This window comes from Catenulispora sp. GP43 (assembly GCF_041260665.1).
GTDB lineage: Bacteria > Actinomycetota > Actinomycetes > Streptomycetales > Catenulisporaceae > Catenulispora.
The window spans coordinates 22,170-43,336 of record NZ_JBGCCT010000044.1 but is presented as its reverse complement, the minus strand read 5'-3'; the positions used below and the strand labels follow the sequence as shown (position 1 = coordinate 43,336).

The 21,167-nt window shown below is 72.5% G+C and carries 19 protein-coding genes, 1 tRNA gene and 1 pseudogene; 9 read left to right on the top strand and 12 right to left on the bottom strand.

Annotated elements, in window-relative coordinates; translation table 11 throughout:
- Positions 1-22 precede the first annotated feature (22 nt).
- The gene (locus ABH926_RS49145) at positions 23-208 is read right to left on the bottom strand and encodes a DUF3046 domain-containing protein (RefSeq protein WP_370374344.1); all 186 of its coding nucleotides are present in this window, start codon (positions 206-208) and stop codon (positions 23-25) included.
- Positions 209-254: 46 nt separating this feature from the next.
- On the opposite strand from ABH926_RS49145, the gene ABH926_RS49140 reads away from it, so the two are divergent.
- Positions 255-5,018 (top strand): ATP-dependent helicase, encoded by a 4,764-nt coding sequence (locus ABH926_RS49140; protein ID WP_370374311.1) that lies wholly within the window; start codon positions 255-257, stop codon positions 5,016-5,018.
- A gap of 47 nt (positions 5,019-5,065) precedes the next feature.
- Here ABH926_RS49140 and ABH926_RS49135 read toward each other — a convergent pair whose 3' ends face one another.
- From ABH926_RS49135 to ABH926_RS49125, 3 genes are all read right to left on the bottom strand, one after another.
- Positions 5,066-5,833, bottom strand: a complete 768-nt coding sequence (locus tag ABH926_RS49135) for a TSUP family transporter (RefSeq protein ID WP_370374310.1) — start codon at positions 5,831-5,833, stop codon at positions 5,066-5,068.
- A 90-nt stretch (positions 5,834-5,923) separates the two neighbouring features.
- Entirely contained in the window at positions 5,924-6,448 is a 525-nt protein-coding gene (locus ABH926_RS49130; protein WP_370374309.1) for an SAV_6107 family HEPN domain-containing protein, read from the bottom strand.
- Between the two features lie 134 nt (positions 6,449-6,582).
- Positions 6,583-6,960 (bottom strand): DUF6504 family protein, encoded by a 378-nt coding sequence (locus ABH926_RS49125; protein ID WP_370374308.1) that lies wholly within the window; start codon positions 6,958-6,960, stop codon positions 6,583-6,585.
- A gap of 869 nt (positions 6,961-7,829) precedes the next feature.
- On the opposite strand from ABH926_RS49125, the gene ABH926_RS49120 reads away from it, so the two are divergent.
- The gene (locus tag ABH926_RS49120; RefSeq protein ID WP_370374307.1) at positions 7,830-8,846 is read left to right on the top strand and encodes a glycosyltransferase family 2 protein; all 1,017 of its coding nucleotides are present in this window, start codon (positions 7,830-7,832) and stop codon (positions 8,844-8,846) included.
- Positions 8,847-8,924: 78 nt separating this feature from the next.
- Positions 8,925-9,521 carry a histidine phosphatase family protein gene (locus ABH926_RS49115; protein ID WP_370374306.1) on the top strand — a complete coding sequence of 199 codons (597 nt, stop codon included), beginning with the start codon at positions 8,925-8,927 and terminating at the stop codon, positions 9,519-9,521.
- A gap of 13 nt (positions 9,522-9,534) precedes the next feature.
- On the opposite strand, the gene ABH926_RS49110 is transcribed toward ABH926_RS49115, so the two are convergent.
- The gene (locus ABH926_RS49110) at positions 9,535-10,638 is read right to left on the bottom strand and encodes a polyprenyl synthetase family protein (protein ID WP_370374305.1); all 1,104 of its coding nucleotides are present in this window, start codon (positions 10,636-10,638) and stop codon (positions 9,535-9,537) included.
- Between the two features lie 90 nt (positions 10,639-10,728).
- On the opposite strand from ABH926_RS49110, the gene metF reads away from it, so the two are divergent.
- From metF to ABH926_RS49095, 3 genes are all read left to right on the top strand, one after another.
- Positions 10,729-11,676 carry a methylenetetrahydrofolate reductase [NAD(P)H] gene (gene metF, locus ABH926_RS49105; RefSeq protein ID WP_370374304.1) on the top strand — a complete coding sequence of 316 codons (948 nt, stop codon included), beginning with the start codon at positions 10,729-10,731 and terminating at the stop codon, positions 11,674-11,676.
- Positions 11,677-11,824: 148 nt separating this feature from the next.
- Entirely contained in the window at positions 11,825-12,343 is a 519-nt protein-coding gene (locus tag ABH926_RS49100) for a GNAT family N-acetyltransferase (RefSeq protein ID WP_370374303.1), read from the top strand.
- 605 nt (positions 12,344-12,948) lie between these two features.
- The gene (locus ABH926_RS49095) at positions 12,949-14,112 is read left to right on the top strand and encodes a steroid 3-ketoacyl-CoA thiolase (protein WP_370374302.1); all 1,164 of its coding nucleotides are present in this window, start codon (positions 12,949-12,951) and stop codon (positions 14,110-14,112) included.
- A gap of 64 nt (positions 14,113-14,176) precedes the next feature.
- Here the strand turns inward: ABH926_RS49095 and ABH926_RS49090 are convergent, their stop codons facing one another.
- Positions 14,177-14,971: a pyridoxamine 5'-phosphate oxidase family protein gene (locus ABH926_RS49090; RefSeq protein ID WP_370374301.1), complete on the bottom strand. Its 795-nt coding sequence runs from the start codon at positions 14,969-14,971 to the stop codon at positions 14,177-14,179.
- Positions 14,972-14,998: 27 nt separating this feature from the next.
- Between ABH926_RS49090 and ABH926_RS49085 the strand changes: the two genes are divergently transcribed.
- The gene (locus ABH926_RS49085; RefSeq protein WP_370374300.1) at positions 14,999-16,333 is read left to right on the top strand and encodes an aminotransferase class I/II-fold pyridoxal phosphate-dependent enzyme; all 1,335 of its coding nucleotides are present in this window, start codon (positions 14,999-15,001) and stop codon (positions 16,331-16,333) included.
- A 93-nt stretch (positions 16,334-16,426) separates the two neighbouring features.
- On the top strand, positions 16,427-16,873 hold the full coding sequence (locus tag ABH926_RS49080) for a hypothetical protein (protein ID WP_370374299.1): 447 nt from the start codon (positions 16,427-16,429) through the stop codon (positions 16,871-16,873).
- Positions 16,874-16,876: 3 nt separating this feature from the next.
- Here ABH926_RS49080 and ABH926_RS49075 read toward each other — a convergent pair whose 3' ends face one another.
- Together ABH926_RS49075 and ABH926_RS49070 are read right to left on the bottom strand one after the other, a co-directional pair.
- A complete protein-coding gene (locus ABH926_RS49075) occupies positions 16,877-17,347 on the bottom strand; it encodes a hypothetical protein (RefSeq protein WP_370374298.1) in 471 nt (156 codons plus the stop codon).
- 103 nt (positions 17,348-17,450) lie between these two features.
- Positions 17,451-18,200: a protein phosphatase 2C domain-containing protein gene (locus ABH926_RS49070; protein ID WP_370374297.1), complete on the bottom strand. Its 750-nt coding sequence runs from the start codon at positions 18,198-18,200 to the stop codon at positions 17,451-17,453.
- 51 nt (positions 18,201-18,251) lie between these two features.
- Between ABH926_RS49070 and ABH926_RS49065 the strand changes: the two genes are divergently transcribed.
- Positions 18,252-19,106 (top strand): tetratricopeptide repeat protein, encoded by an 855-nt coding sequence (locus ABH926_RS49065; RefSeq protein WP_370374296.1) that lies wholly within the window; start codon positions 18,252-18,254, stop codon positions 19,104-19,106.
- Positions 19,107-19,150: 44 nt separating this feature from the next.
- On the opposite strand, the gene ABH926_RS49060 is transcribed toward ABH926_RS49065, so the two are convergent.
- The 4 genes and pseudogenes from ABH926_RS49060 to ABH926_RS49045 all read right to left on the bottom strand — a co-directional run.
- Positions 19,151-19,222, bottom strand: a tRNA-Val gene (locus tag ABH926_RS49060).
- Between the two features lie 151 nt (positions 19,223-19,373).
- A complete protein-coding gene (locus tag ABH926_RS49055) occupies positions 19,374-20,075 on the bottom strand; it encodes a Tellurium resistance (protein ID WP_370374295.1) in 702 nt (233 codons plus the stop codon).
- A gap of 86 nt (positions 20,076-20,161) precedes the next feature.
- Positions 20,162-20,512 (bottom strand): hypothetical protein, encoded by a 351-nt coding sequence (locus ABH926_RS49050; RefSeq protein ID WP_370374294.1) that lies wholly within the window; start codon positions 20,510-20,512, stop codon positions 20,162-20,164.
- 65 nt (positions 20,513-20,577) lie between these two features.
- Positions 20,578-21,030: pseudogene (locus tag ABH926_RS49045) on the bottom strand (peroxiredoxin); the annotation flags it as partial.
- Positions 21,031-21,167 lie beyond the last annotated feature (137 nt).

Below are 21,167 nucleotides of genomic sequence, written 5' to 3'. Positions count from 1 at the left end.
CTTGAGGCGCCGGGCCCAACAGCTAGAAGAAGGGCAGATCCCGGTCCTTGGCGACGGCGCCCCAGACGTCCTTGACTTCCACGCCGTCCCGCAGCGCCTCCATCACGGTGCGCCCGCCCAGCTCGCTCATCACGTGGTCCCGCGAGAACGAATCGGCCAGCGGCCCGAACTCCTCCCGCATCCGCTCCCAGAAGTCCTGAAGCCGCATCGTCCCTGACCGCATGGGTCACAGTCTGTCAGACCCACAAGGCACCATGGATCTTATGGCAGTACCTCACCGAACGGCTGGGTCGGCAGCCCTGGATCACTTCCATCCAGCCACCAAGGCCTGGTTCACGGCTGCCTTCGCCGAGCCCACGAGCGCCCAGGCCGGGGCCTGGAACGCGCTCGCCGAGGAGAAGAACGCCCTGGTCGTGGCGCCGACCGGGTCCGGCAAGACGCTCGCCGCCTTCCTGGCCGCCCTGGACCGCCTGGCCTTCGGCCCGCCCCCGAGCGAGCCCAAGCGCCGCTGCCGTGTCCTGTACGTCTCGCCGCTGAAGGCGCTGGCCGTGGACGTCGAGCGCAACCTGCGCGCGCCGCTGGCCGGGCTGAAGCAGGCCGCCGCGCGCCTGGGCCTGCCCGAGCCGGAGGTGGACATCGCGGTGCGCTCCGGCGACACCCCGGCCGACCAGCGGCGCAAGTTCATGACCAAGCCCTCGGACATCCTGATCACCACCCCCGAGTCGCTGTTCCTGATCCTCACCTCGGCGGCCCGTGAGTCGCTGCGCGGCGTCGAGACGGTGATCGTCGACGAGGTGCACGCGGTCGCCGGGACCAAGCGCGGCTCGCACCTGGCCGTCTCGCTGGAGCGGCTGGACGCGTTGCTGGAGCGTCCGGCGCGGCGGATCGGCCTGTCGGCGACCGTGCGGCCGGCCGAGACCGTGGCGCAGTTCCTCGGCGGGCCGCATCCGGTGCGGATCGTCGCGCCGAAGATCGCCAAGAGCTTCGACATCCGGGTGTCGGTGCCGGTCGAGGACATGGGCGCGCTGGACACCGACGACGGCGAGCTGGTCGCCGCCGACCAGACCGGGCGGCGGCAGGCCTCGGTGTGGCCGCACGTCGAGGCCGCCGTGGCGGACCTGATCGAGCGGCACCGCTCGACCATCGTCTTCACCAACTCCCGGCGGCTGGCCGAGCGGCTGACCGGCAAGCTGAACGAGGCGCACTGGGAGCGGACCAACGGCGGCGTGGCCGGCGAGCGCGACGGGCTCGACGAGCCGCTGAGCACGAAGCAGCTGCTCAGCACCTCCTCACCAGCCGAAATGATGGCCCAGGCCGGGCAGGTCTCCGGCGCCCCGCCGGTCCTGGCCCGGGCGCACCACGGCTCGGTGTCCAAGGAGCAGCGCGCCGACATCGAGGAGGCGTTGAAGGCCGGGAACCTGCCGGCCGTGGTCGCCACCTCCAGCCTGGAGCTGGGCATCGACATGGGCGCGGTGGACCTGGTGGTGCAGGTGGAGTCGCCGCCGTCGGTGGCCGCCGGCCTGCAGCGGGTCGGGCGCGCCGGGCACCAGGTCGGCGCGGTCTCGCGCGGGGTGATCTTCCCCAAGTACCGGGGCGACCTGGTGCAGTCGGCGGTGGTGGCCGAGCGGATGGCGGCCGGCTCCATCGAGGCGCTGAAGGTGGTGCGCAACCCGCTGGACGTGCTGGCCCAGCACATCATCGCGATGGTCGCGGTCGAGGACTGGCCGGCGGCCGACCTCATCGCCCTGATCCGCCGCGCGATGCCGTTCGCCGCGCTGCCGGACTCGGCCTACGAATCAGTGCTCGACCTGCTCTCCGGCCGCTATCCCTCGGACGAGTTCGCCGAGCTGAAGCCGCGCATCGTCTGGGACCGCGTCGAGGGCAAGCTGTCGGCGCGCCCGGGCGCGCAGCGGCTGGCCGTCACCTCCGGCGGCACCATCCCGGACCGCGGCTACTTCGGCGTCTTCCTGGCCGGCGCCAAGGAGGGCGCCAAGCGGGTCGGCGAGCTGGACGAGGAGATGGTCTACGAGTCGCGGGTCGGCGACGTGTTCACGCTGGGCTCGTCCTCCTGGCGGATCGAGGACATCACGCACGACCGCGTCCTGGTCTCCCCCGCCCCGGGGATGCCGGGCAAGCTGCCGTTCTGGCACGGCGACGCGCTGGGCCGCCCGCTGGAGCTGGGCCGCGCCCTCGGCGGCTTCCTGCGCGAGCTGGGCAAGGCCGACGAGGACGCCTCGAAGACCCGGCTGAAGGAGTCCGGCCTGGACGACTGGGCCGCCGACAACCTGCTGTCCTACCTGCGCGAGCAGAAGCAGGCCACCGGCCGCGTCCCGGACGACCGCACCATCGTGGTCGAGCGCACCCGCGACGAGCTCGGCGACTGGAAGGTGCTGATCCACTCCCCGTTCGGCGCGCAGGTGCACGCCCCCTGGGCGCTGGCCATCGGCACCCGGCTGCGCGAGCGCTACGGCCTGGACGCGCAGGTGATGCACGCCGACGACGGCATCGTGCTGCGCCTGCCGGACACCGACGCGGCCGACCCCAGTACCGAGACGCTGGGTCTGCTGTTCGGCTCGGACGAGATCGAGGAGATCGTCACCGGCGAGATCGGCGGCTCGGCCCTGTTCGCCTCCCGCTTCCGCGAGTGCGCCGGGCGCGCGCTCCTTCTGCCGCGCACGCGCCCCGGCAAGCGCACGCCCCTGTGGCAGCAGCGCCAGCGCTCGGCGCAGCTGCTGGCGGTGGCGGCCAAGCACGCGAGCTTCCCGATCGTGCTGGAGGCGGTGCGCGAGGTGCTGCAGGACGTGTACGACGTCCCGGGGCTGATCGAGCTGTGCCGGGACATCGAGGCCCGCAAGGTCCGCATCGTCGAGGTGGAGACCGCGCAGCCCTCGCCCTTCGCGCGCTCCCTGCTGTTCGGCTACATCGCGCAGTTCATGTACGAGGGCGACTCCCCGCTGGCCGAGCGCCGCGCCGCGGCGCTGTCCCTGGACCCGGCGCTGCTGGCCGAGCTGCTGGGCCAGACCGGCCTGCGGGACCTGCTGGACCCGGACATCCTCACGGCGCTGGAAGAGGAGCTGCAGTACCTGACGCCCTCCCGGCACGCCCGCGACGCCGAGGACGCCGCCGACCTGCTGCGCCTGCTCGGACCGCTGTCCACCGCGGAGGCGGCGGCCCGCGGCGTCCAGGCGCCGTGGCTGGTCGGCCTGGAGGGCGCGCGCCGGGTCATCAGGGTCCGCATCGCCGGCGAGGAGCGCTGGGCCGCGATCGAGGACGCGGGGCGCCTGCAGGACGCCTTGGGCGTGCCGCTGCCGGTGGGGATCCCCGAGGCGTTCACGGCCGTCGTGGCCGACCCGCTCGGCGACCTGGTGGCCCGCTACGCCCGCACCCACGGCCCGTTCAACGCCATCGAACCGGCCGCCCGCTTCGGCATCCCGGCGTCCTCGGTGATCGCCGCCCTGGAACGCCTGGCGGCCGCCGGCCGCGTGCTGTCCGGCGAGTTCCGCCCGGGCGGCAGCGGTACCGAGTGGTGCGACGCCGAGGTGCTGCGCCGGGTGCGCCGCCGGACCATGGCCGCGCTGCGCAAGGAGGCCGAGCCGGTCCCGCCGCGCACGCTGGCGATGCTGCTGCCGGCCTGGCAGTCGGTGGGCCGGGCCGCGGCTTCGCCGCTGCGCGGGACGGACGGCGTGCTGCGCGTCGTGGAGCAGCTGGCCGGCGCCGTGGTCCCGGCCTCCGCGCTGGAGCGCCTGATCCTGCCGTCGCGGATCGCGGATTACTCCCCGACCATGCTCGACGAGCTGACCTCCTCCGGCGAGGTGGTGTGGGCCGGCGCCGGCTCGCTGGCCGGCGACGACGGCTGGGTGACGCTCTGCCCGGCGGAGCTCGCGCCGCTTCTGCTGCCCGAACCCTCCGAGGCCCTGGACCCGGGCCCGGTGCACGAGGCGATCCTGGAGGCGCTCGGCGAAGACGCGGCGCTGTTCCTGCGCGGGATCACGGCGCGGGTCGGCGACGGCTTCACCTCCTCGGAGGTGCTGTCAGGACTCTGGGACCTGCTGTGGGCCGGCTACGTCACCAACGACACGCTCGCACCGCTGCGGGGCCTGCTCGGCTCCGGCAAGAGCGCCCACAAAGCCCGCCGCCCGACCCCGCGCGGCCGCTACGCGCGCTTCGGCGTCGCCGCGGTGGTGGCCGACCAGAACGCGTCGGCCGCGGTCAGCCCCTCCGCCGCCGGCCGCTGGTCCCGCCTCGCCCCGCGCATCGTCGACCCGACCCGCCGGGCGCACCTGCTCGGCGAGGTCCTGATGGACCGCTATGGCGTGGTGACGCGCGGCTCGGTGATGGCCGAACGCATCCCGGGCGGCTACGCGGGTGTGTACTCGGTGCTGTCGGCGTACGAGGAGGCGGGCCGGGCCCGCCGCGGCTACTTCGTCGAAGGCCTCGGAGCAGCCCAGTTCGCCGCCGACGGCGCGGTGGACCGCCTCCGCTCCCTGGCGGCGGCCCTGGAGGCACTGGAGAACCGGGAGCACGAGACCACCGGCGCCCTCATCGACGAGAGCGTGCACAAGCTGATGGGCACGCCCCACGAGTACACCCCCCGTCGGCCCAAGAAGGACTCCGAACGCATCGGCGCCCTCGTCCTGGCGGCCACCGACCCCGCGAACGCCTACGGCGCCGCCCTCCCCTGGCCCGCACGCCCCGTCGGCGACGACGGCACCCCCGCCACCGGCCACAAGCCGGGCCGCAAAGCCGGCGCGCTGGTGGTCCTGGTCGACGGCGAACTGGTGCTGTACGTCGAACGCGGCGGCCGCACCCTCCTGTCCTGGACCGAGGACCTGGCGGTCCTTCAGCCCGCGGTGGACGCCCTGGCCCTGACGGTGCGCGACGGCTGGCTCGGCAAGCTGACGGTGTCGAAGACCGACGGCGAGGACGTGCTGTCCGCCGGCCGGGACTCGGCGCTGGCCCAGGCCCTGGCGGCAGCCGGATTCCGCTCGACGCCCTCGGGACTGCGGCTGCGGAGCTGAGGCCGAAGCGCCCGCCCCGGTCCGCCGCACACCTGCCCCGCCATGGGCTACCCGAACTGGTCGAAGCCCATCTTCACCACCATCGCCGCCACCACGACCAGCAGCACCCCCCGCACGAACCCGGCGCCCCGCTTGATCGCCAGCCGGGCGCCGACGCGTGCGCCGGCGATGTTGCACACGCCCATGCCCGCGCCGAGCGCCCACATCACGTGGCCCTGCGTCGCGAACACCAGCAGGGCGCCGAAGTTCGTGCCGGCGTTGACCACCTTGGCCATCGCCGAGCCGGCCACGAACTCCGTGCCGATGCCCACGGCGAAGCAGATGATCAGGAAGGTCCCCGTGCCGGGACCGAAGATGCCGTCGTAGAAGCCGATGCCGATGCCGGCCACCAGGGTCGTGGTCAGGCGGCGGCGCCGCGACACGTCCAGATCCGCCTGCTCGGCCCCGAACGAGGGCCGGAACACCACGAAGGCCGCGACGCAGACCAGCAGCACCATGACGATCGGCCGGAAGACGCTCGCCGGCAGCCGGGATGCCGACACCGCGCCTAATCCCGCGCACACCACCGCCAGCGCGGCGGCGGGGAGCATCACGCGGCGGTCCACCTTCGTCCGGCGCAGATAGGTGGCCGCGGCCGTGCTGGTGCCCGATATCGAGGCGAGCTTGTTCGTGCCGAGGGCAGCCGCCGCGGGCAGCGCCGGGTACGCCAGCAGCAGCGCGGGCAGCTGTATCAGTCCCCCGCCGCCGACGATCGCGTCCACTCCGCCGGCCCCCGCTGCCGCGCCGAGCAGACCCACCCCGTGCGCCATGTCCATGGCCCGGACCCTAGCGAGCGCGGATCACGCCGTGATCACGCCGCGGATCGCCGGGCCCGGATCGTCTCGCGGGAGCTCGAAGCCCCGCCCTCAACTGGCCGCCGGGTGCTCCCCCGTCCCCAGCGGCAGCCCGTCCTGGAACGGCAGCCCCAGCAACTGCGCGACCACCCCGAGGTACACCTCGGCCTCGCGCACCAGCTCCGCGGCCTCCGCGTCGGTCACCGCGTTCGGCAGACCGGCCTGCGCGGCGGCCCGGCGGGTGGCGCCGGAGGCGAAGTACGCCGCCCAGTCCGCCAGCTCCGGCGCCTCGCGGTAGAGCAGGTCCCAGACGCTGCGCGGCCTGCGGCGGTTCGGCGCCGCCGGCACCGCGCGCGCCGTCACCACGGCGGCCGAGGCGTGCAGGGCCGCCAGATGCGCGCCGCAGTAGCGGTCGTAGGGGTGCGACGACGTCGCCGCCTCGGCCAGCTCGTGCCCGGCCTGCTCGAACAGGTCGCGGGCGGAGCGGGAGGCCGGGCCGCGGCGGTGGCCGCCGGAGCCCATCGGGGGCAGCGGCGGCGGGTGGGCTCGGGAGCCTGCTATCGGTCCCGTGTCCGGGCTTGTGAGAGCGGCGGGCATAGTTCCCTCCCTGTACTAGTCAGGGTCCACTGATGACATGTCGGACACTCGCAGCATGTCTCTTCCACAGTGACAGGCCCCACTGACAAAAACAGGTGTTGAAGGCGGGAAATCCCCGTGAACGGCGGTGGCGGTCAGTTCTCCGGGAATCTCAGCACCCTGCCGACGTGCTCCGGCAGGCAGCTCAGGGACTCGGCGACCAGCAGCCAGCCGCCGGAGGTCACGTCGTGGCACAGCTGGAACACCTCCACGTCGCCGTCCCGGCCGATGCTCGCGCGCACGCTCCACAGCTCGCGCTCTATCTCCCGGTCGCGGCCGAACACCAGCGTCTCCACGGTGCCCAGGCGCCGGTCGGTGCACAACAGCACGGAGGGGAGTTCGCCGGAGTCCGCGCCGACCTGGATCCAGTGCGACAGGACCTGGCGCACGCGGTAGAGCTTGCCGCGCCAGATGAAATGCGCCGGCTCGCCGTGGCGGCGCAGTACGTCGATCAGTTCGTCATCGGTGCTCACTTCGGCACCCGTCCCATTCGCACTCATCGCAGCCTCCATAGCCGCCACCTCACTCGTCCGCACGCCCGGACCGGCCAACGGACGGCCACGGGCTTCCCCTCCCGCGACCGCCCGGCGGGGAGGCCGTTCCGGGCGTCGGACCCATCATCGAATCTTTGTTCGACTCGAACCAGGCTACCCCCGAGGGCCACCCGCCCTCAACGGAATCGGGTCAAGACTCGCTCAAATGAGTGAATCGGCAGGCGCCGGCCTGCGGAGACGACGACGGCGGCGGAGGGAATCCCTCAACGCCGCCGCGCTCTCGAAGGCGGCCGGCACCGCGCCGGCCGTCCTGCGTGCCCGATCCGGTCCCGTTTCACGAAGCTCTGGCCGCCCCGTGTCGGCAGTGCCCCATCAAACGGGACCGGGTCTTCCCCCATGCGACACGCGGCCGGCCAGTGCCTCCCCGACACTCCCCACCGTGGCGCGACCATCGCGTGCCGTCATCAAGTGTGGCGCATGGCACCGACATCCTCATGGGTATTAGTACTCAGGTCCGGCATGAGTACCTGCACATACGTCGGACGGCGGAGGCAGCGGGCGCTGTTACTAAATCGCAACATACAGAACGCTGTGACACTGCAACCCTACCCACCCCCTCGAACGTCTATATGGATGATCGGATGTGCTGCTTCTACGCGGCCTCCGACGCACCCGGTGGGGGTGCCAGTGGGGGTAGGGAAGGCCATACGGCCTTGGCGGGATCCGCGTCTGTGGGGGCGCGGGTCCCGCCCCTTTTGGCTCGTTTGGTTCCCCGGCGGTCACCCTCACGGCCCACCCGGCTTTCCGCCACACTGCGATCACGGCCCGCGGTGGGGATGCTGTAGCGCGTGGGACGAAATCGACACCTGGCAGGCGCCTCGACCGCTCTGCCCGCGCCGTCTGTGCCGTCCGCCCTGTCCGCCGATCCGCCCCCGGCCGCCGAGACCGTCTCGGTCCTCGTCCCGCTCCTGAACGACGAACGCCGCGTCCTGCGGTGTGTGCGGGCCCTGCTGAGCCAGATCCGGGTGCCGAGGCTGGACGTCGTCTTCCTGGACGCGGGCTCCACGGACCTCACCCGCCGCCTGGTCCTCCAGGCGGCGATGGACGACCCCCGCCTGCGCCTGCTGACGGGCTCTCCGACGCCGCCGGGCTGGTGCGCCCACGCGCACGCCTGCGAACAACTCGCCGTCGCCGCGCGCGGCAAGGCGATGGTGTTCGCCGACCCCGGCCTGGCGCTGGCCCCGGGCGCGATCGCGGCGGCGGTGGCGGCGCTGCGCGGTCCGCACCGGATGGACCTGGTCGTCGCCGAGGCACACCGCCGCACCCCGGCCGAGCGCGTCCCGGCCACCGGCCCCCGGCCGTCCACCTCGGCCCGGCTGCTGGCCGTCGACAGCGAGACCTACTGGCGCGTCGGCGGCCACTGCAACGCCGCCCACGACGCGCACGGCGAGTCCGGCCTGCTGCGCGCGGTCCGGCGCTCCGGCGGCCGCGTGGCGGCCCTGGACGGACGGCACGCAATAGAGTTCCTGGACGGCTCGCTGTGGCCGCGCGAACGCGCCGGCACCGCAGTCGCGGCGAGCAGCGGCGGACGCCACCCGCTGAGCGACACGGAGAACTCGATCCTGCACTCGTTCACGGACACCGCACGCCGACTGCTGGCGGCCTTCACGACCGCGACCGCGCCCACCCAGGTGCGGCCCACCGCCGGCAGGCCGATGCCGGTGCGGCGCGCGCCGCTGCGCCCGGCGCCGGCCCCTGCCGGTCCGGTCGCGGACGCGGCGGCGAACCGCGCGGCGGGATACGCGGCCAAGGCGATGGCCGAGGCGGTCGCCTTGGCCATCGCCTCGGCCAAGTCGGGGAGCTGACGCGCCGGAAGCCGGAGGTCATCGTGCGTACCGACGCCCGTCACGCACGGCGCGCCGCGTCCGGCTACGCTCGGGGACATGTCTGAGCTGATCTTGCTCCGCCACGGCGAGACCGAGTGGAGCCGCTCCGGGCGCCACACCGGCCTGACCGACCTGCCGCTGACCACCGTCGGCGAGGACCAGGCCCGCGCCGCCGCCAAACTCCTGGCCGGCCGCACCTTCGGCGCCGTCTACACCAGCCCCCTGACGCGCGCCGTGCGCACCGCCGAGCTCGCCGGGCTGACCGGCGCGGTCGAGGACCCCGATCTGCTGGAGTGGGACTACGGCGGCTACGAGGGGGTGACGACCGACGAGATCCACCGGACGCGGCCCGGCTGGTACCTGTGGGACGACGGCGTCGTGCCCGGCGACCACGAGCACCCCGGCGAGACCATCGAGCAGGTCGGGGCGCGGGTGGACCGGGTGCTGGAGCGGGTGCGGCCGATGCTGGCCGGCGGCGAGGGCGAGGATGTCTGCCTGGTCGCGCACGGCCACGTGCTGCGGATCCTGTGCGCCCGCTGGCTCGGGCTGCCGCCGGCGGACGGGCGGTTCTTCCGGCTGGACACCGCGACGGTGACCCGGCTCGGGTTCGAGCACGGCCGGCCGGTGGTCGACGGGCTGAACCAGCAGGGTTAGGGACCCCGGCTGCTTACTTCTTGCGGGCGGTCGCCATGACCGCCAGCTCCCCCAGCACGGCCTTGGCCTCCGCGTCGATCGGCGCCGCGGCCAGGGCGGCCCGGGCCTCGTCGGTCAGCGCGGCGATCCGCGTCTCGACGTCGTCCAGCGCGCCGGTGGAGCGGATGATGTCCTGCAGTTCGGCGACCCCGGCGGCGTCCAGGCCGGGGTTCCCGAGCTCGGCGCGCAGCGTCTTGATCGCCGCCGGGCTGTCGGCGCGCGCCGCGGCCAGCGCCACCAGCAGCGTCTGCTTGCCCTCGCGCAGGTCGTCGCCGGCCGGCTTGCCGGTGGCGGCCGGGTCGCCGAACACCCCGAGCACGTCGTCGCGCAGCTGGAACGCCTCGCCGAGCGGCAGGCCGTAGGCGGAGTACGCGGCGACGACGTCCGGGCCGCCGCCGGCCAGCATCGCGCCGACGTGCAGCGGCCGCTCGATGGTGTACTTCGCGGACTTGAAGCGGATGACGGTCTGGGCCCGCTGGGCCGCGCGCTCGGGCTCGTCCAGGCCGTGGGCCTGCGCGAGCACGTCGAGGTACTGCCCGGCCATCACCTCGGTGCGCATGACGTCGAAGTACCGGCGGGCCGCGGCGGTCCGCTCGGCGGGCAGGCCGTTGCCCGCGAACATCTCGTCGCACCAGGTCAGGCAGACGTCGCCGAGCAGGATCGCGGCCGCGGCCCCGAACCGGGCGTCGGAGCCCTCCCAGGCGGCCTCGCGGTGCGCGGCGGCGAAGCGGCGGTGGATGGCCGGCATGCCGCGGCGGGTGTCGGAGTCGTCCATGTAGTCGTCGTGGATCAGCGCCGATGCCTGGAGCAGTTCCAGGGAAGCGGCGGCGTGGACTATGCCGTCCTCCTCCTCGGCGGTCGCGCTGTCGCCGAGCACACCGCGCCAGCCCCAGTAGCAGAACCCCGGGCGCATCAGCTTGCCGCCGTCCAGGAACTCGCGCAGCGCGGTCGGCAGCGGCGCCAGTTCGGGCGACATGGCGATCAGGGCCGCGCCCTGGCGGTCCAGGAACGCCGACAAAGCGGCGTCAACGCGGGTACGCAGGGAGTGGCGGTCCAGGGGGTTCACGGGAACAACCATACGGCTGGTCCTGCGGGGCCCGTGTCTCGCGTCTCGGGACGTGCGGCGACTCTGCCTTACAAAGGGCGACATGCTCAGTACGGTGGATTCATGGCACTGGGACTCCCGTCTGTGCGGCCGGACCGGGCCGCCACCGTCCGCGAGCTGCTGGCCCGCGGCGAGCGCTCCTACTCCTTCGAGTTCTTCCCACCTCGGGACGACGCTCAGGAGCAGCAGCTCTGGCGTGCTTTGCGGCGCCTGGAGGGGTACTCGCCGACGTTCGTGTCGGTGACGTACGGCGCGGGCGGGACCACCCGGATGAAGACGGTGGAGACCACCGAGCGCATCGCCGCCGAGACCACGCTCACCCCTGTGGGGCACCTCACAGCGGTGAACCACTCCGTGGCCGAGCTGCGGCACGTGGTCGGGCAGTACGCGGACGCCGGCGTGCGCAACATCCTGGCGCTGCGCGGCGACCCGCCGGGCGACCCGCTGGGCGACTGGCAGGCGCATCCGGAGGGCCTGAGCTATGCCAGCGAGCTTGTGGATCTGGTGAGGGAATCGGGTGAGTTCTGTGTGGGCGTCGCGGCGTTCCCGGAGATGCACCCGCGCTCGCCCGACTGGGACTCGGAGGTGGAGCACTTCGTGGCGAAGTGCCGCCGGGGCGCGGACTTCGCGATCACGCAGATGTTCTTCCTCACCGACGACTATCTGCGGCTGCGCGACCGGGTCGCGGCGGCGGGCTGCGACGTGCCGATCCTGCCGGGCGTGATGCCGGTGACCAACGTCGCGCAGATCAAGCGCATCACCGGGCTGACCGGGCAGGCGTTCCCGGCCGAGCTGGAGCGCGCGCTGACGGCGGTGGACGGCGACAAGGCCGCGGTGCGCGAGGTCGGTGTCGAGTGGACGACGCGGATGTGCGAGCGGCTGCTGGCCGAGGGGGTGCCGGGGCTGCACTTCATCACGCTGAACATGTCCACCGCGACGCTGGAGATCTACCGGAACCTCGGGCTCGACCAGCGGCACGAGCACGCCGCGCGGTTGCCGTTGTCGGCCTGAGGTCCGGCCCCTCCAGGCCCCCCGGTCCACTCACCAGCACTGTCACCTTGTCTGATGAACGACGCCTGATCGGCCCTCACGCCGCCCGCGCCTGTGCCAGCCTGCGGTGGAGAACAGTCGAGGGGCGGGGAGAAGGAGAGGCACGATCATGCAGCCGCTGGGAGTCCGATACGCGGTGCCGGTGGACCTCGCGGCGGTCCACGCCGTCACCCACTCGGCCTACCGCCACTACGTCGACCGCATCGGCTCCCGCCCGGCCCCGATGGACGCCGACTACCCGCACCTGATGCGCCGCGGCTGCCTGTTCGTGGTCGGCAGCCCGGCCATCGCCACCGTGACCCTGGTCCCCGAGGACGGCTGGCTCCACGTGGACAACTTCGCCGTCGCCCCGGACCTGCAGGGCCGGGGCATCGGCCGCCGCGTCCTGGCCTTCGCCGAGGAGCACGCCCGCCAGCTCTGGCTGCCCGAGCTCAGGCTCCTGACCCACGTGATGATGTGGGAGAACCAGCGCATGTGCGCCGCCGCCGGCTACCGCGAGTACACCCGCACCAGCCCGGCGCCGGACCAGGAGACGATCCACTACCGGAAGGTGATCGCCGGGTGGGACTTCTCGGGGCCGAACTATCTGCCGGTGGCGGCGGAGGTCGCCCTGGCCGGGGCGCGGTAGGGCGGAACGCGGTAAGGCGGTAGGGCGGAGCGGAGCGGGCGTTCAAGGGGCGCCGCAGAGGCTTGATCCGCACCCGCGCGCCCCTGGCGCCCCGGGTGGCGTGTGCCCACCGGCCATTGACCCGGGGCAGATCTCCCTTTTGACTGGAAACCGGCGGCATTGGCGGCTTGTGGCGGATCCCCGCCGCGCCACCCGGCCCGCCGCCAGCGAAGGAGGCGCTATGGCAAAGCAGTCATTGTCGGAAGTCCCTCAGATGCCGTTGGACGGCACTCCGCCGACGCCCGCCGAGAGCCGGGCGCTGCCGATCGTCGTCCTGGAGCCGGAGGCCGGGAGCTGCAGCTGCGGCGGCGGCTGCAAGTGCGGCTGTCAGAGCGGTGGCTCCTGCGCCTGTAGCGGAGCATGCGGCTGCTGACGGATCCCGCGCAGTGACGCGGACCCCCGAGCGGGCTGACCGGAATTCACCTCCGGTCGGCCCGTTCCCTTGTCGCGGGATTGCTGTTAGGTTCACCAAAACTAGAACCTGTATCAGTTTCGCGGGGAGTCCCGGAGTCCGGAGCCCCGGAGTCCCGGAGCCCCGGAGTCCCGCGTCCCGGCAGGAGGCCGTCATGTCCGAAGCCGTCATCGTCGAGGCGGTGCGCACCCCGATCGGCAAGCGCAACGGCGACCTGGCGAATCTGCACCCGGCGTACCTGCTCGGCGAGACCTACCGGGAGCTGTTGAAACGGACCGGCGTGCCGGCCGACGCGGTGGAGCAGATCGTCGGGGGCTGCGTCACCCAGGCCGGCGAGCAGGGGTTCAACGTCGCGCGCACCGCGTGGCTGGCCATGGGCCTGCCGTACTCGACCGCCGCCACCACCATCGACTGCCAGTGCGGCTCCTCGCAGCAGGCGAACAACATGGTGGCCTCGATGGTCGCCGGCGGCACCGTGGACGTCGGCATCGGCTGCGGGGTCGAGGCGATGTCGCGGGTCCCGCTCGGCGCGAACGCCAAGTCCGGCTTCGGCCGCCCTCAGCCGGACGAGTGGAACCTGGACATGCCCAACCAGTTCGAGGCCGCCGAACGGATCGCGCGCAAGCACGGGATCACCCGCGACGACATCGACGAGCTGGGCGTGCTGTCCCAGGCGCGGGCCAAGCAGGCCTGGGCGGAGGGCCGCTTCGACCGCGAGGTGTTCGAGGTCCAGGTCCCGACCCGCGAGGAGGAGCGCGACGAGCACGGCATGTGGCGCGCCGTCGGCCGCGACCAGGGCCTGCGCGACACCACCCGCGAAGGCCTGGCCGGCCTGAAGCCCGTGCTCCCGGACGGCATCCACACCGCCGGCACCGCCTCCCAGATCTCCGACGGCGCCGCCGCGGTGCTGTGGGTTTCCCGGGACACCGCGCGCGCCCTGGGCCTGCGTCCGCGGGCCCGCATCGTGGCGCAGGTGATGGTCGGGTCGGACCCCTACTTCCACCTCGACGGCCCGATCCCGGCCACCACCGCGGTGCTGGCCAAGGCCGGCATGACCGTCGAGGACATCGACCTGTTCGAGATCAACGAGGCCTTCGCCTCGGTGGTGCTGTCGTGGGCCCGCGCCCACCACGTCGACCTGGCCAAGGTGAACGTCAACGGCGGCGCGCTGGCGATCGGGCACCCGGTCGGGGCCACCGGCGCGCGCCTGTTCACCACGGCGCTGCACGAGCTGGAGCGGGCCGACAAGGAGTACGCGCTGCTGACCATGTGCCAGGGCGGGGCGCTGGGGATCGCGACGATCATCCAGCGGATCTGAGCACCCGCCGCCGGCCCGGCGTCTTCTGGCAGCGTCCGAATCTCAGTGCGCTCTCAGTGCGCTCTCAGTGCGCGTACCCGCAGGCGCGCGTCCGCGTGTAGTGCTGCGCGTACTCCGGCGGCGCTATGCCGTCCAGCAGGTCCGGGGCGGGCTTGGCGGCGCCGGCGGTCACCGCGAGCGGGATCGACCCGGCCCAGTACGGCAGCGCCAGGTCCTCCTCGTCGTCGGCGACCTGGTCGCCGCGCGCCTTCAGCGAGACCTGCTCCAGGTCCAGCGCCAGGATCGCGGTCTGCGCCAGCTCCTTGCGGGTGGGCTCGCGCGACTCGGCGGTACGGCCCGGGGCGATGTGGTCGATCAGGGCCCGCATGGCGTCGAGGCGCTCGGCGGGGTCGGCGACGACCCGGGCCGTGCCGTGGACCACGACGCTGCGGAAGGCCATCGAGTGGTGCATCCAGCTGCGGGCCAGGACCAGCGCGTCGAAGAGGGTGACCGTGACGCTCACCGGCCGGCCGTCCAGGCGCGCGAAGCGGCCCCCGGTCGAGCCGTGCACGTAGAGCCGGTCGCCGGAGCGGGCGTGGACCGTCGGCAGGGCCACCGGGGCGCCCTCGTGGACGAAGGCCAGGTGGCAGACCAGCGCCTCGTCCAGGACCGCGTGGACGGCGGCGCGGTCGTAGCCGACGCGGCTCTGGTAGCGGGTGGCGGTGGTGCGCGGGGTCTGCTCGTAGGCGCCCTCGGCACCGTGGCCGAACAGGCAGGCCTCGGTCTCGGCGTCGCGGACCGGGGCTGCGGGGTTCGGGGACGTGGTCTGGCTCTGCGTCTGCATCTGCGTCTGCGTCTGACTTGGGGCCGCTTGCGTCATGTTTCGTCCTAGTGCAAACTAGTAACTGTGGTAGTTCAAACACCCTCACCGGCAGCGTACAAAATCTCGGGCCGAGGCGCCAGCCAGATCGCGGCGTCGATCGAGGCCGGCATCGCCGACGGCCACCTGCCGCCCGGCCAGGCCCTGCCGCCGATCCGGGACCTCGCGGCCGATCTCGGGGTGAACCCCAACACCGTCTCGGCCGCCTACCGCCTGCTGCGCGACCGCGGCGCAGTGGAGACCGCCGGCCGGCGCGGCACCCGGGTGCGCGCGCAGCCGGCCACCGCCCCGCGCAACCTCAGCTTCCCGATCCCGCCCGGGGCGAAGGACCTGGTCACCGGCGACCCGGACCGCCGCCTGCTGCCGGATCTGGTGTTCCCCAGCGGCGCGTCGCAGCGTCTTTACGCCGGCGAGGCGATGCTGCCGGACCTGCTAGCCACCGCCCGCGCCCGGCTCGGCGCCGAGGGCGTCCCGGTCGGCGACCTGCTGCTGACCTTCGGCGCCGGCGACGCCATCGACCGCGCGCTGTCCGCCCACCTGCGCACCGGCGACACGGTGGCCGTCGAGGACCCGGGCTGGGGCGCCGTCTACCGCTTGCTGCCGGCCATGAACCTGACCGCCGTCCCGGTCCCGATCGACGCCGAGGGCATGACGCCGGCCGGCCTGACCGCGGCCCTCAAACGCGGCGTGCGCGCGGTGATCATCACCAGCCGCGCACAGAACCCGACCGGCGCCGCGGTGTCCGCCGGCCGCTCGGAAGCCCTGCGCGCGCTGCTGGCCCGGCACCCCGACGTCCTGCTGATCGAGGACGACCACGGCGCCGACATCACCCGGCACCACGAGCTCTACACCCTTGCCGGGGCCACGGAGCACTGGGCCCATATCCGTTCCCTGTCCAAGGCCTACGGACCCGACCTGCGCTGCGCGGTGGTCGCCGCCGACGGCACCACCGGCGGCCGGATGGCCGGCCGGCTCCGCCTGGGCGCGGGCTGGGTCAGCCAGCTGATCCAGGCGCAGGTCCACCGGCTGTGGACGGACGAGGCGGTCGAGGCGCAGATCGTGGAGGCCGCCCGCGTCTACACCGAACGCCGCCAGACCCTCATCGCCGCCCTGGCCGCCCGCGGCATCGAGTCCCGGGGAACCACCGGCATCAACGTGTGGATCCCGGTCCCCGAGGAGGCGGTGGTGGTCAGCGGCCTGCTCGCGGCCGGCTGGGCGGTGGCCCCCGGCGCCTGGTTCCGCGTCGACAGCCCGCCCGGCATCCGCATCACCGTCGCCCAACTGGACCTGGCCGACGTCGAACCGCTCGCCGACGCCCTGGCCGGCGTCCTCAGCGCCTCCGGCTCGAACGGCTCAGTATAGGAATTTCACACAACCTGTTCGCCCGTGGCGAACGCCGGCCCGGAAGCCCGCCGAACCCTTCTTTCCCCACCATCGGGGGCATACCGTGGCCGGGTGGGCGAATGGTGGTCGATCGAGGTCGCGGACGGCGAGTTCTCCGCGGCCGCTTGGAAGGACACGCACGGCCGTGACCTGATCCGCACCGCGCTGGAGTACGGCGCGCAGGACTGGACCTGGGTCGAACGTCCCTGGGGCGTGGTGCTCGAGCTCTGCTTCCCCGAGGACGTCCCCGTCGGCGGCTGGTCCGCCTTCCGGGACGCGACAGTGGTGAAGGCGGCCCTGGACGCCGTCCCGGACCCGGTCAACGGCCTCCTGATGTACCCGGGCCGCGGCGGCTCCTCCGGCGCCCGCGTCCCGCGCAAACCCAAACCGGCCCCCGCCGCGGCAGCCGCGGCCCTCCCGGAGCCGGATATCGCCGACGAGGTGGTCCGCATCGCCTCATCGGCGGCGGAGCAGGCCCCGCCCGACCGCGGCCGGCCCGTACACCCGGCGTCGGCGTAAGCCCTATCCGACGGCCGCACGCCGCTTGATCAACGCCGCCGCCGACACCGCGAACGTCGCGGCGGCGACCAGTTCGTGCGAGACGAAGCGCCCCGGAGCCTCGTCCTGGATGCGACTGTGGAACCGGTTGACCGCGTCCGGCCACAGCTTGCGCTTGAAGATGATGTGCGCGGGCTTGTCGAGATCCGGCAACGCCGCACCGGCCATCCCGAGCACCACGGACACCGCGAGCCTGGTGCGCCCCTTCGCCGGAGTCCGCATCACGGCACTCGTGACGACACCCATGGCGGCGAGCCCGGACAGCCCGTCCGCCACCGCGACCCGCATGAAGTGCTGCCTGCTCTCCCAGTCGCCCCAGTGCGGCAGCGAGTCCAGCGCGAAGTGCGACGCCACCCCGAGCGCGAAGGCCGGCAGCGGACGCCGCACAGCCGCCCCGATGACCGCACCGGACAGGACGTGATTGGTCACCAGCATGTGTCCACGGTAGACGAACGAAGATCCGGACGCCGGGAAGGCTCGAAGGCTCCGCGTGGGGCGTCGGATCAGATCCGATCAGATCGGATCGGGCCAGATCGGATCAGAAGCGGCAGAAGACGGCGGTCACGTCGTCATGGAGCTTGCCGCGGTACGTGCCGGGCGGCGCCGCGAGTTCTTCGGCGCGAACGTCGGCGACAAGCTGCCCCGGCCCCTCCTTCTCCAGCCGATCGAGCAGATCGAGCCACGACCGGCCGTAACGCTCCACCAGGCGCGTGATGCCGTCGGTCATGAGCGCGGCCCGGGTGACCTCCCGCAGCGGGACGCTCCCGGCCAACGCCTCGTCGGCGGCCTCGGGACGGTTGGACGCGATCCAGAAACCCTCGTCCGTGTTACGCAGACGACTGACAGCGGCGAGGGAGTATTCATCGAGGAATTCGACGCGGTCGTCGTGCGCGACGAGCAGTTCGCCATCGCCATGCTCGATCACCACCGCCGAATCGCCGAGCACGATGTAGTCCACGGTCTCTGCATTGCGACGCAGGATCGCAACGGTACTGGAAGGACTGTCGCGATTCGTCAGGTCGCACTGCCCCGCGTGATCGCGCATCGTCGCGGCGATGCCCTCGCGCAGGACGTCCACCAACGCCGCCTGCGGCTCGCGCACAAGCCGGCCGGCGAGGTTCGTCGCCAGGTGCGCGACCAGCCAGGGGACGTCGTGGACGCAGCCGGAGTCGACACCGGCGGGCCCGGTGGCGCCGTCCAGGACGATGACGAAGCGCTCGGCGGCGAGGACGAAGTCGTCGTTGGGGCGTTGAGGCGATGCCTGCCGGCAGACGTAGGTGACTTCCATAGCCTCACCAGCCTACGAGTCGCTGGCCCGCCCCTCCGCTCGGGGCCGATAATGGGCGCCTGTGAGTTTTCTGTCAGTGGGGGGGCATTCCGGCACGGACAGCTCACACAGTTCCGCACGAACCTGACCCTGCCCGCCACGGATCCGCAGCGGCGCTTCGTGTTCTCAACCCACGGAGACGGCGGCGTAGGCAAGACCTTCCTGATCCGCCGCCCTGCAACGGCTCGCCGAGGAGCACGGCGGAGCCACGGCGTACCTCGACGAGAGCGTGTTTGTCGCCGGAAGACTCACCAGGCCCTGAAACGGTACGACGAAGCTCTGGCCGACTTCACCCGCACCATCGAACTCGATCCCGATTTCGAATGGGCCATCACCAACCGCGGGTGGACCTATCAGTTCATGAAGCGGTACGACGAAGCACTCACCGACTTCACCCGCTCCCTCGAGCTTGACCCCGACAAAGCGTGGGCCATCGCCACCCGCAGCCAGACCTACCAGGCCGTGAAGCGGTACAACGAAGCGCTCATCGACATCGACAGAGCTCTCGAACTCGACGACGACCCTGAAGACGGCTGGTATCGCTACCTGCGCGCGATCGTATTGTTCTTCCTCGACCGCGGTTCAGAAGCAACAGCAGAACTCGCGAGCGCTGTCGCGCTTGTTCGGTCCCGAAGCGAATCATCCGATGACCCGCTCGCCGACACCATGAATCTGGTCGTCTATCTCGCTGCCCTCGGCGACTTCGCCACCGCGCGCACGGACATAGAGAAGATTCTTCAGCAACGTCCGTCCGCCCACATAGTGGCAGAGGCAATCGACGAACTTCGCAACCTCACGACGGTCCCGGGAGTCGACGTCCCGGGGATCGAAGAACTCATCGCCCGGCTGACCGAACCAGCCGGCTAAGCCGGGGGCGCACCGCTCGGTGCGCCCCTGCTGGTTGTCGTAGGTGGGCACAGACAGGTTCGAACTGCCGACCGCTCGGGTGTAAGCCGAGTGCTCTTCCGCTGAGCTATGCGCCCTCCAGAAGGCCGCCAGGGCGACCCTCAAGAGGGAAAGAGTACCCGACCGAACCGCCTCTCGCGGCCCGAGATTCCCGCAGGAGAAGACAGCTCCAGCGCAGGGGCCGCTGCAACCCCAAGAAGCGGCCCCGAACCTTGCCCCGCCCCGGCCCTAGCCCAGCCCCTTAGGCTGCCCGTCCTGCCACCGCATCCCCCACCCGTACATGCGGTCCAGTTCGGACTGGAACCCGGTCGTGAACTGCACCTCGCGCTGCACCACCAGGTCCGGGCCGTGGCGCAGCAGCAGCGCCACCGCGCACGACTTCGCCTGCGCGATGGGGTTCTCCAGCTTGATCTCCAGCGGATTGCCGATGGCCGGGTGCAGGGTCACCTTCGCGTTGGCTCCGTCGAAGGCGCCTTGGTAGGCGAAGACGAAGATGAGGATGCGGCTCAGTTCGTCCGCGTGGTCCAGGTTGATGAACAGGTTCTCGCCTATGGCGCTGCCGCTGCGGTCGTCCTGGTCCAGGCGGATGTAGGGCGGGCGTTCGAAGTCGCCTCGGCGGTGGCCCAGGGCCTGGACCACGCCGCGCTGGCCGGCCGTGAACTCGTACAGGCAGCCCAGGTCCAGGTCGACGAGGCGGCCGTGGCTGATCGGCGGGGGTTCCAGGCGGCGGGAGGAGAGTTTGAGGCCTCCGGTGGGGCGCGGGGTGGGGATCATCGGGAGCTGGTCCCAGATGAGGTTCACGCGCAGTGTGCCCGCGGCGGCGCCGCGGCTGGTGAGCGACTGGACCGGTCTGGCCGCTGTCATCTTCTCGACGCGGCCGCCCCCCTCGCCGTCGTCGGACGCCCTGATGATCATCCGGTTCAGGCGCATGGCGGTACCCCCTGGCTGATGAAGTTGTCTGACATCCCTATCCATCTGACTACAGTTTGCTACCCCGTGGGGGCAAGCCGGAACGCTCAGTCGGTTCTCTGGCCGAAATGCCGCTCCAGGGCCGCGTGCACGTCTTCGGACAAGGTGGTGACGCCGGAGCGCGACTCGGTGGCCGCCTCGGCTCTCTCGGGGGTCGCGGCGGCCTCGGGGGTCACGTGGTCCTCGGCTCCGCAGTCCTTGCATTGCGTGTTGCCAAGTGCGCGGACCAGGCGGGGCGAGCCGCAGGCGGCGCAGTGCGCCAGGTCGGCGGTCCAGTCGCGGCCGCGCTGGCAGTCCGGGCAGACCAGGACCTGCTCCCCCGCGCGCACGCCCCGCCGCCACGGTGACGCGCCGCGGACCGGGTCGGTCTGGCGGGCGCCGCAGCGGTGGCAGGGCATGGCGTGATGGTTTCCTATGCGGGTGAGTCGCCGGCGGCGGTGCGCCGGCGAGCCGGATGGTTGTCTTACACCCCGGCCGCGGCCAGCGCGGCCCGGTAATCGTCCAGTGAGCGCGCGTCCGCCAGACCGTTCACCACGGTCCAGCGCACCACACCCTCTCGGTCGATCAGGAAGGTCCCTCGGACGGCGCAACCGCGCTCGGCGTCGAAGACCCCGTACGCGCGCGCCGCCCCGCCGTGCGGCCAGTGGTCGGCCAGCAGCGGGAAGCCGAAGCCGGCTTCGTCGGCGTACGCGCGCAGCGAGTACAGCGCGTCGCACGACGCCGCGAGCACCTGGACGTGCTCGTTCTGGAAGTCGCCGACGCTCTCGTGGATCGCCTGCAGCTCCGAGCCGCAGACCCGGGAGAAGGCGAAGGGATAGAAGACCAGCAGCACGGCCTGCTTCCCCCGGAAATCCTCCAGGGAGACGCTCTGTCCGTGCTGGTCGGTCAGGGTGAAGGCCGGCGCCCGATCGCCGACCGCCGGGACCGGTGGCTGCTCGGCCTGGACCTGCGAGGCCGCCCCGGGGCCGGAACCGGAACCGGCTCCGGAACCCGCTCCGGAACCTGGGCGGGGCACGCCTGCCGGGCCGGCCGGCGCCGGACTGTTCGAGGGAT

What these genes read in the sequence shown, in the direction of transcription:
- ABH926_RS49115 (WP_370374306.1), top strand. Translation starts at nt 8,925, where the DNA reads ATGTCTGAGCTGATCTTGCTCCGCCACGGCGAGACCGAGTGGAGCCGC.
- ABH926_RS49055 (WP_370374295.1), bottom strand. Translation starts at nt 20,075, where the DNA reads ATGCGCCTGAACCGGATGATCATCAGGGCGTCCGACGACGGCGAGGGG.
- ABH926_RS49110 (WP_370374305.1), bottom strand. Translation starts at nt 10,638, where the DNA reads ATGGTTGTTCCCGTGAACCCCCTGGACCGCCACTCCCTGCGTACCCGC.
- ABH926_RS49100 (WP_370374303.1), top strand. Translation starts at nt 11,825, where the DNA reads ATGCAGCCGCTGGGAGTCCGATACGCGGTGCCGGTGGACCTCGCGGCG.
- ABH926_RS49140 (WP_370374311.1), top strand. Translation starts at nt 255, where the DNA reads ATGGATCTTATGGCAGTACCTCACCGAACGGCTGGGTCGGCAGCCCTG.
- ABH926_RS49065 (WP_370374296.1), top strand. Translation starts at nt 18,252, where the DNA reads ATGGGCGCCTGTGAGTTTTCTGTCAGTGGGGGGGCATTCCGGCACGGA.
- ABH926_RS49135 (WP_370374310.1), bottom strand. Translation starts at nt 5,833, where the DNA reads ATGGACATGGCGCACGGGGTGGGTCTGCTCGGCGCGGCAGCGGGGGCC.
- ABH926_RS49145 (WP_370374344.1), bottom strand. Translation starts at nt 208, where the DNA reads ATGCGGCTTCAGGACTTCTGGGAGCGGATGCGGGAGGAGTTCGGGCCG.
- ABH926_RS49050 (WP_370374294.1), bottom strand. Translation starts at nt 20,512, where the DNA reads ATGCCCTGCCACCGCTGCGGCGCCCGCCAGACCGACCCGGTCCGCGGC.
- ABH926_RS49075 (WP_370374298.1), bottom strand. Translation starts at nt 17,347, where the DNA reads ATGCTGGTGACCAATCACGTCCTGTCCGGTGCGGTCATCGGGGCGGCT.
- metF (WP_370374304.1), top strand. Translation starts at nt 10,729, where the DNA reads ATGGCACTGGGACTCCCGTCTGTGCGGCCGGACCGGGCCGCCACCGTC.
- ABH926_RS49095 (WP_370374302.1), top strand. Translation starts at nt 12,949, where the DNA reads ATGTCCGAAGCCGTCATCGTCGAGGCGGTGCGCACCCCGATCGGCAAG.
- ABH926_RS49090 (WP_370374301.1), bottom strand. Translation starts at nt 14,971, where the DNA reads ATGACGCAAGCGGCCCCAAGTCAGACGCAGACGCAGATGCAGACGCAG.
- ABH926_RS49130 (WP_370374309.1), bottom strand. Translation starts at nt 6,448, where the DNA reads ATGCCCGCCGCTCTCACAAGCCCGGACACGGGACCGATAGCAGGCTCC.
- ABH926_RS49070 (WP_370374297.1), bottom strand. Translation starts at nt 18,200, where the DNA reads ATGGAAGTCACCTACGTCTGCCGGCAGGCATCGCCTCAACGCCCCAAC.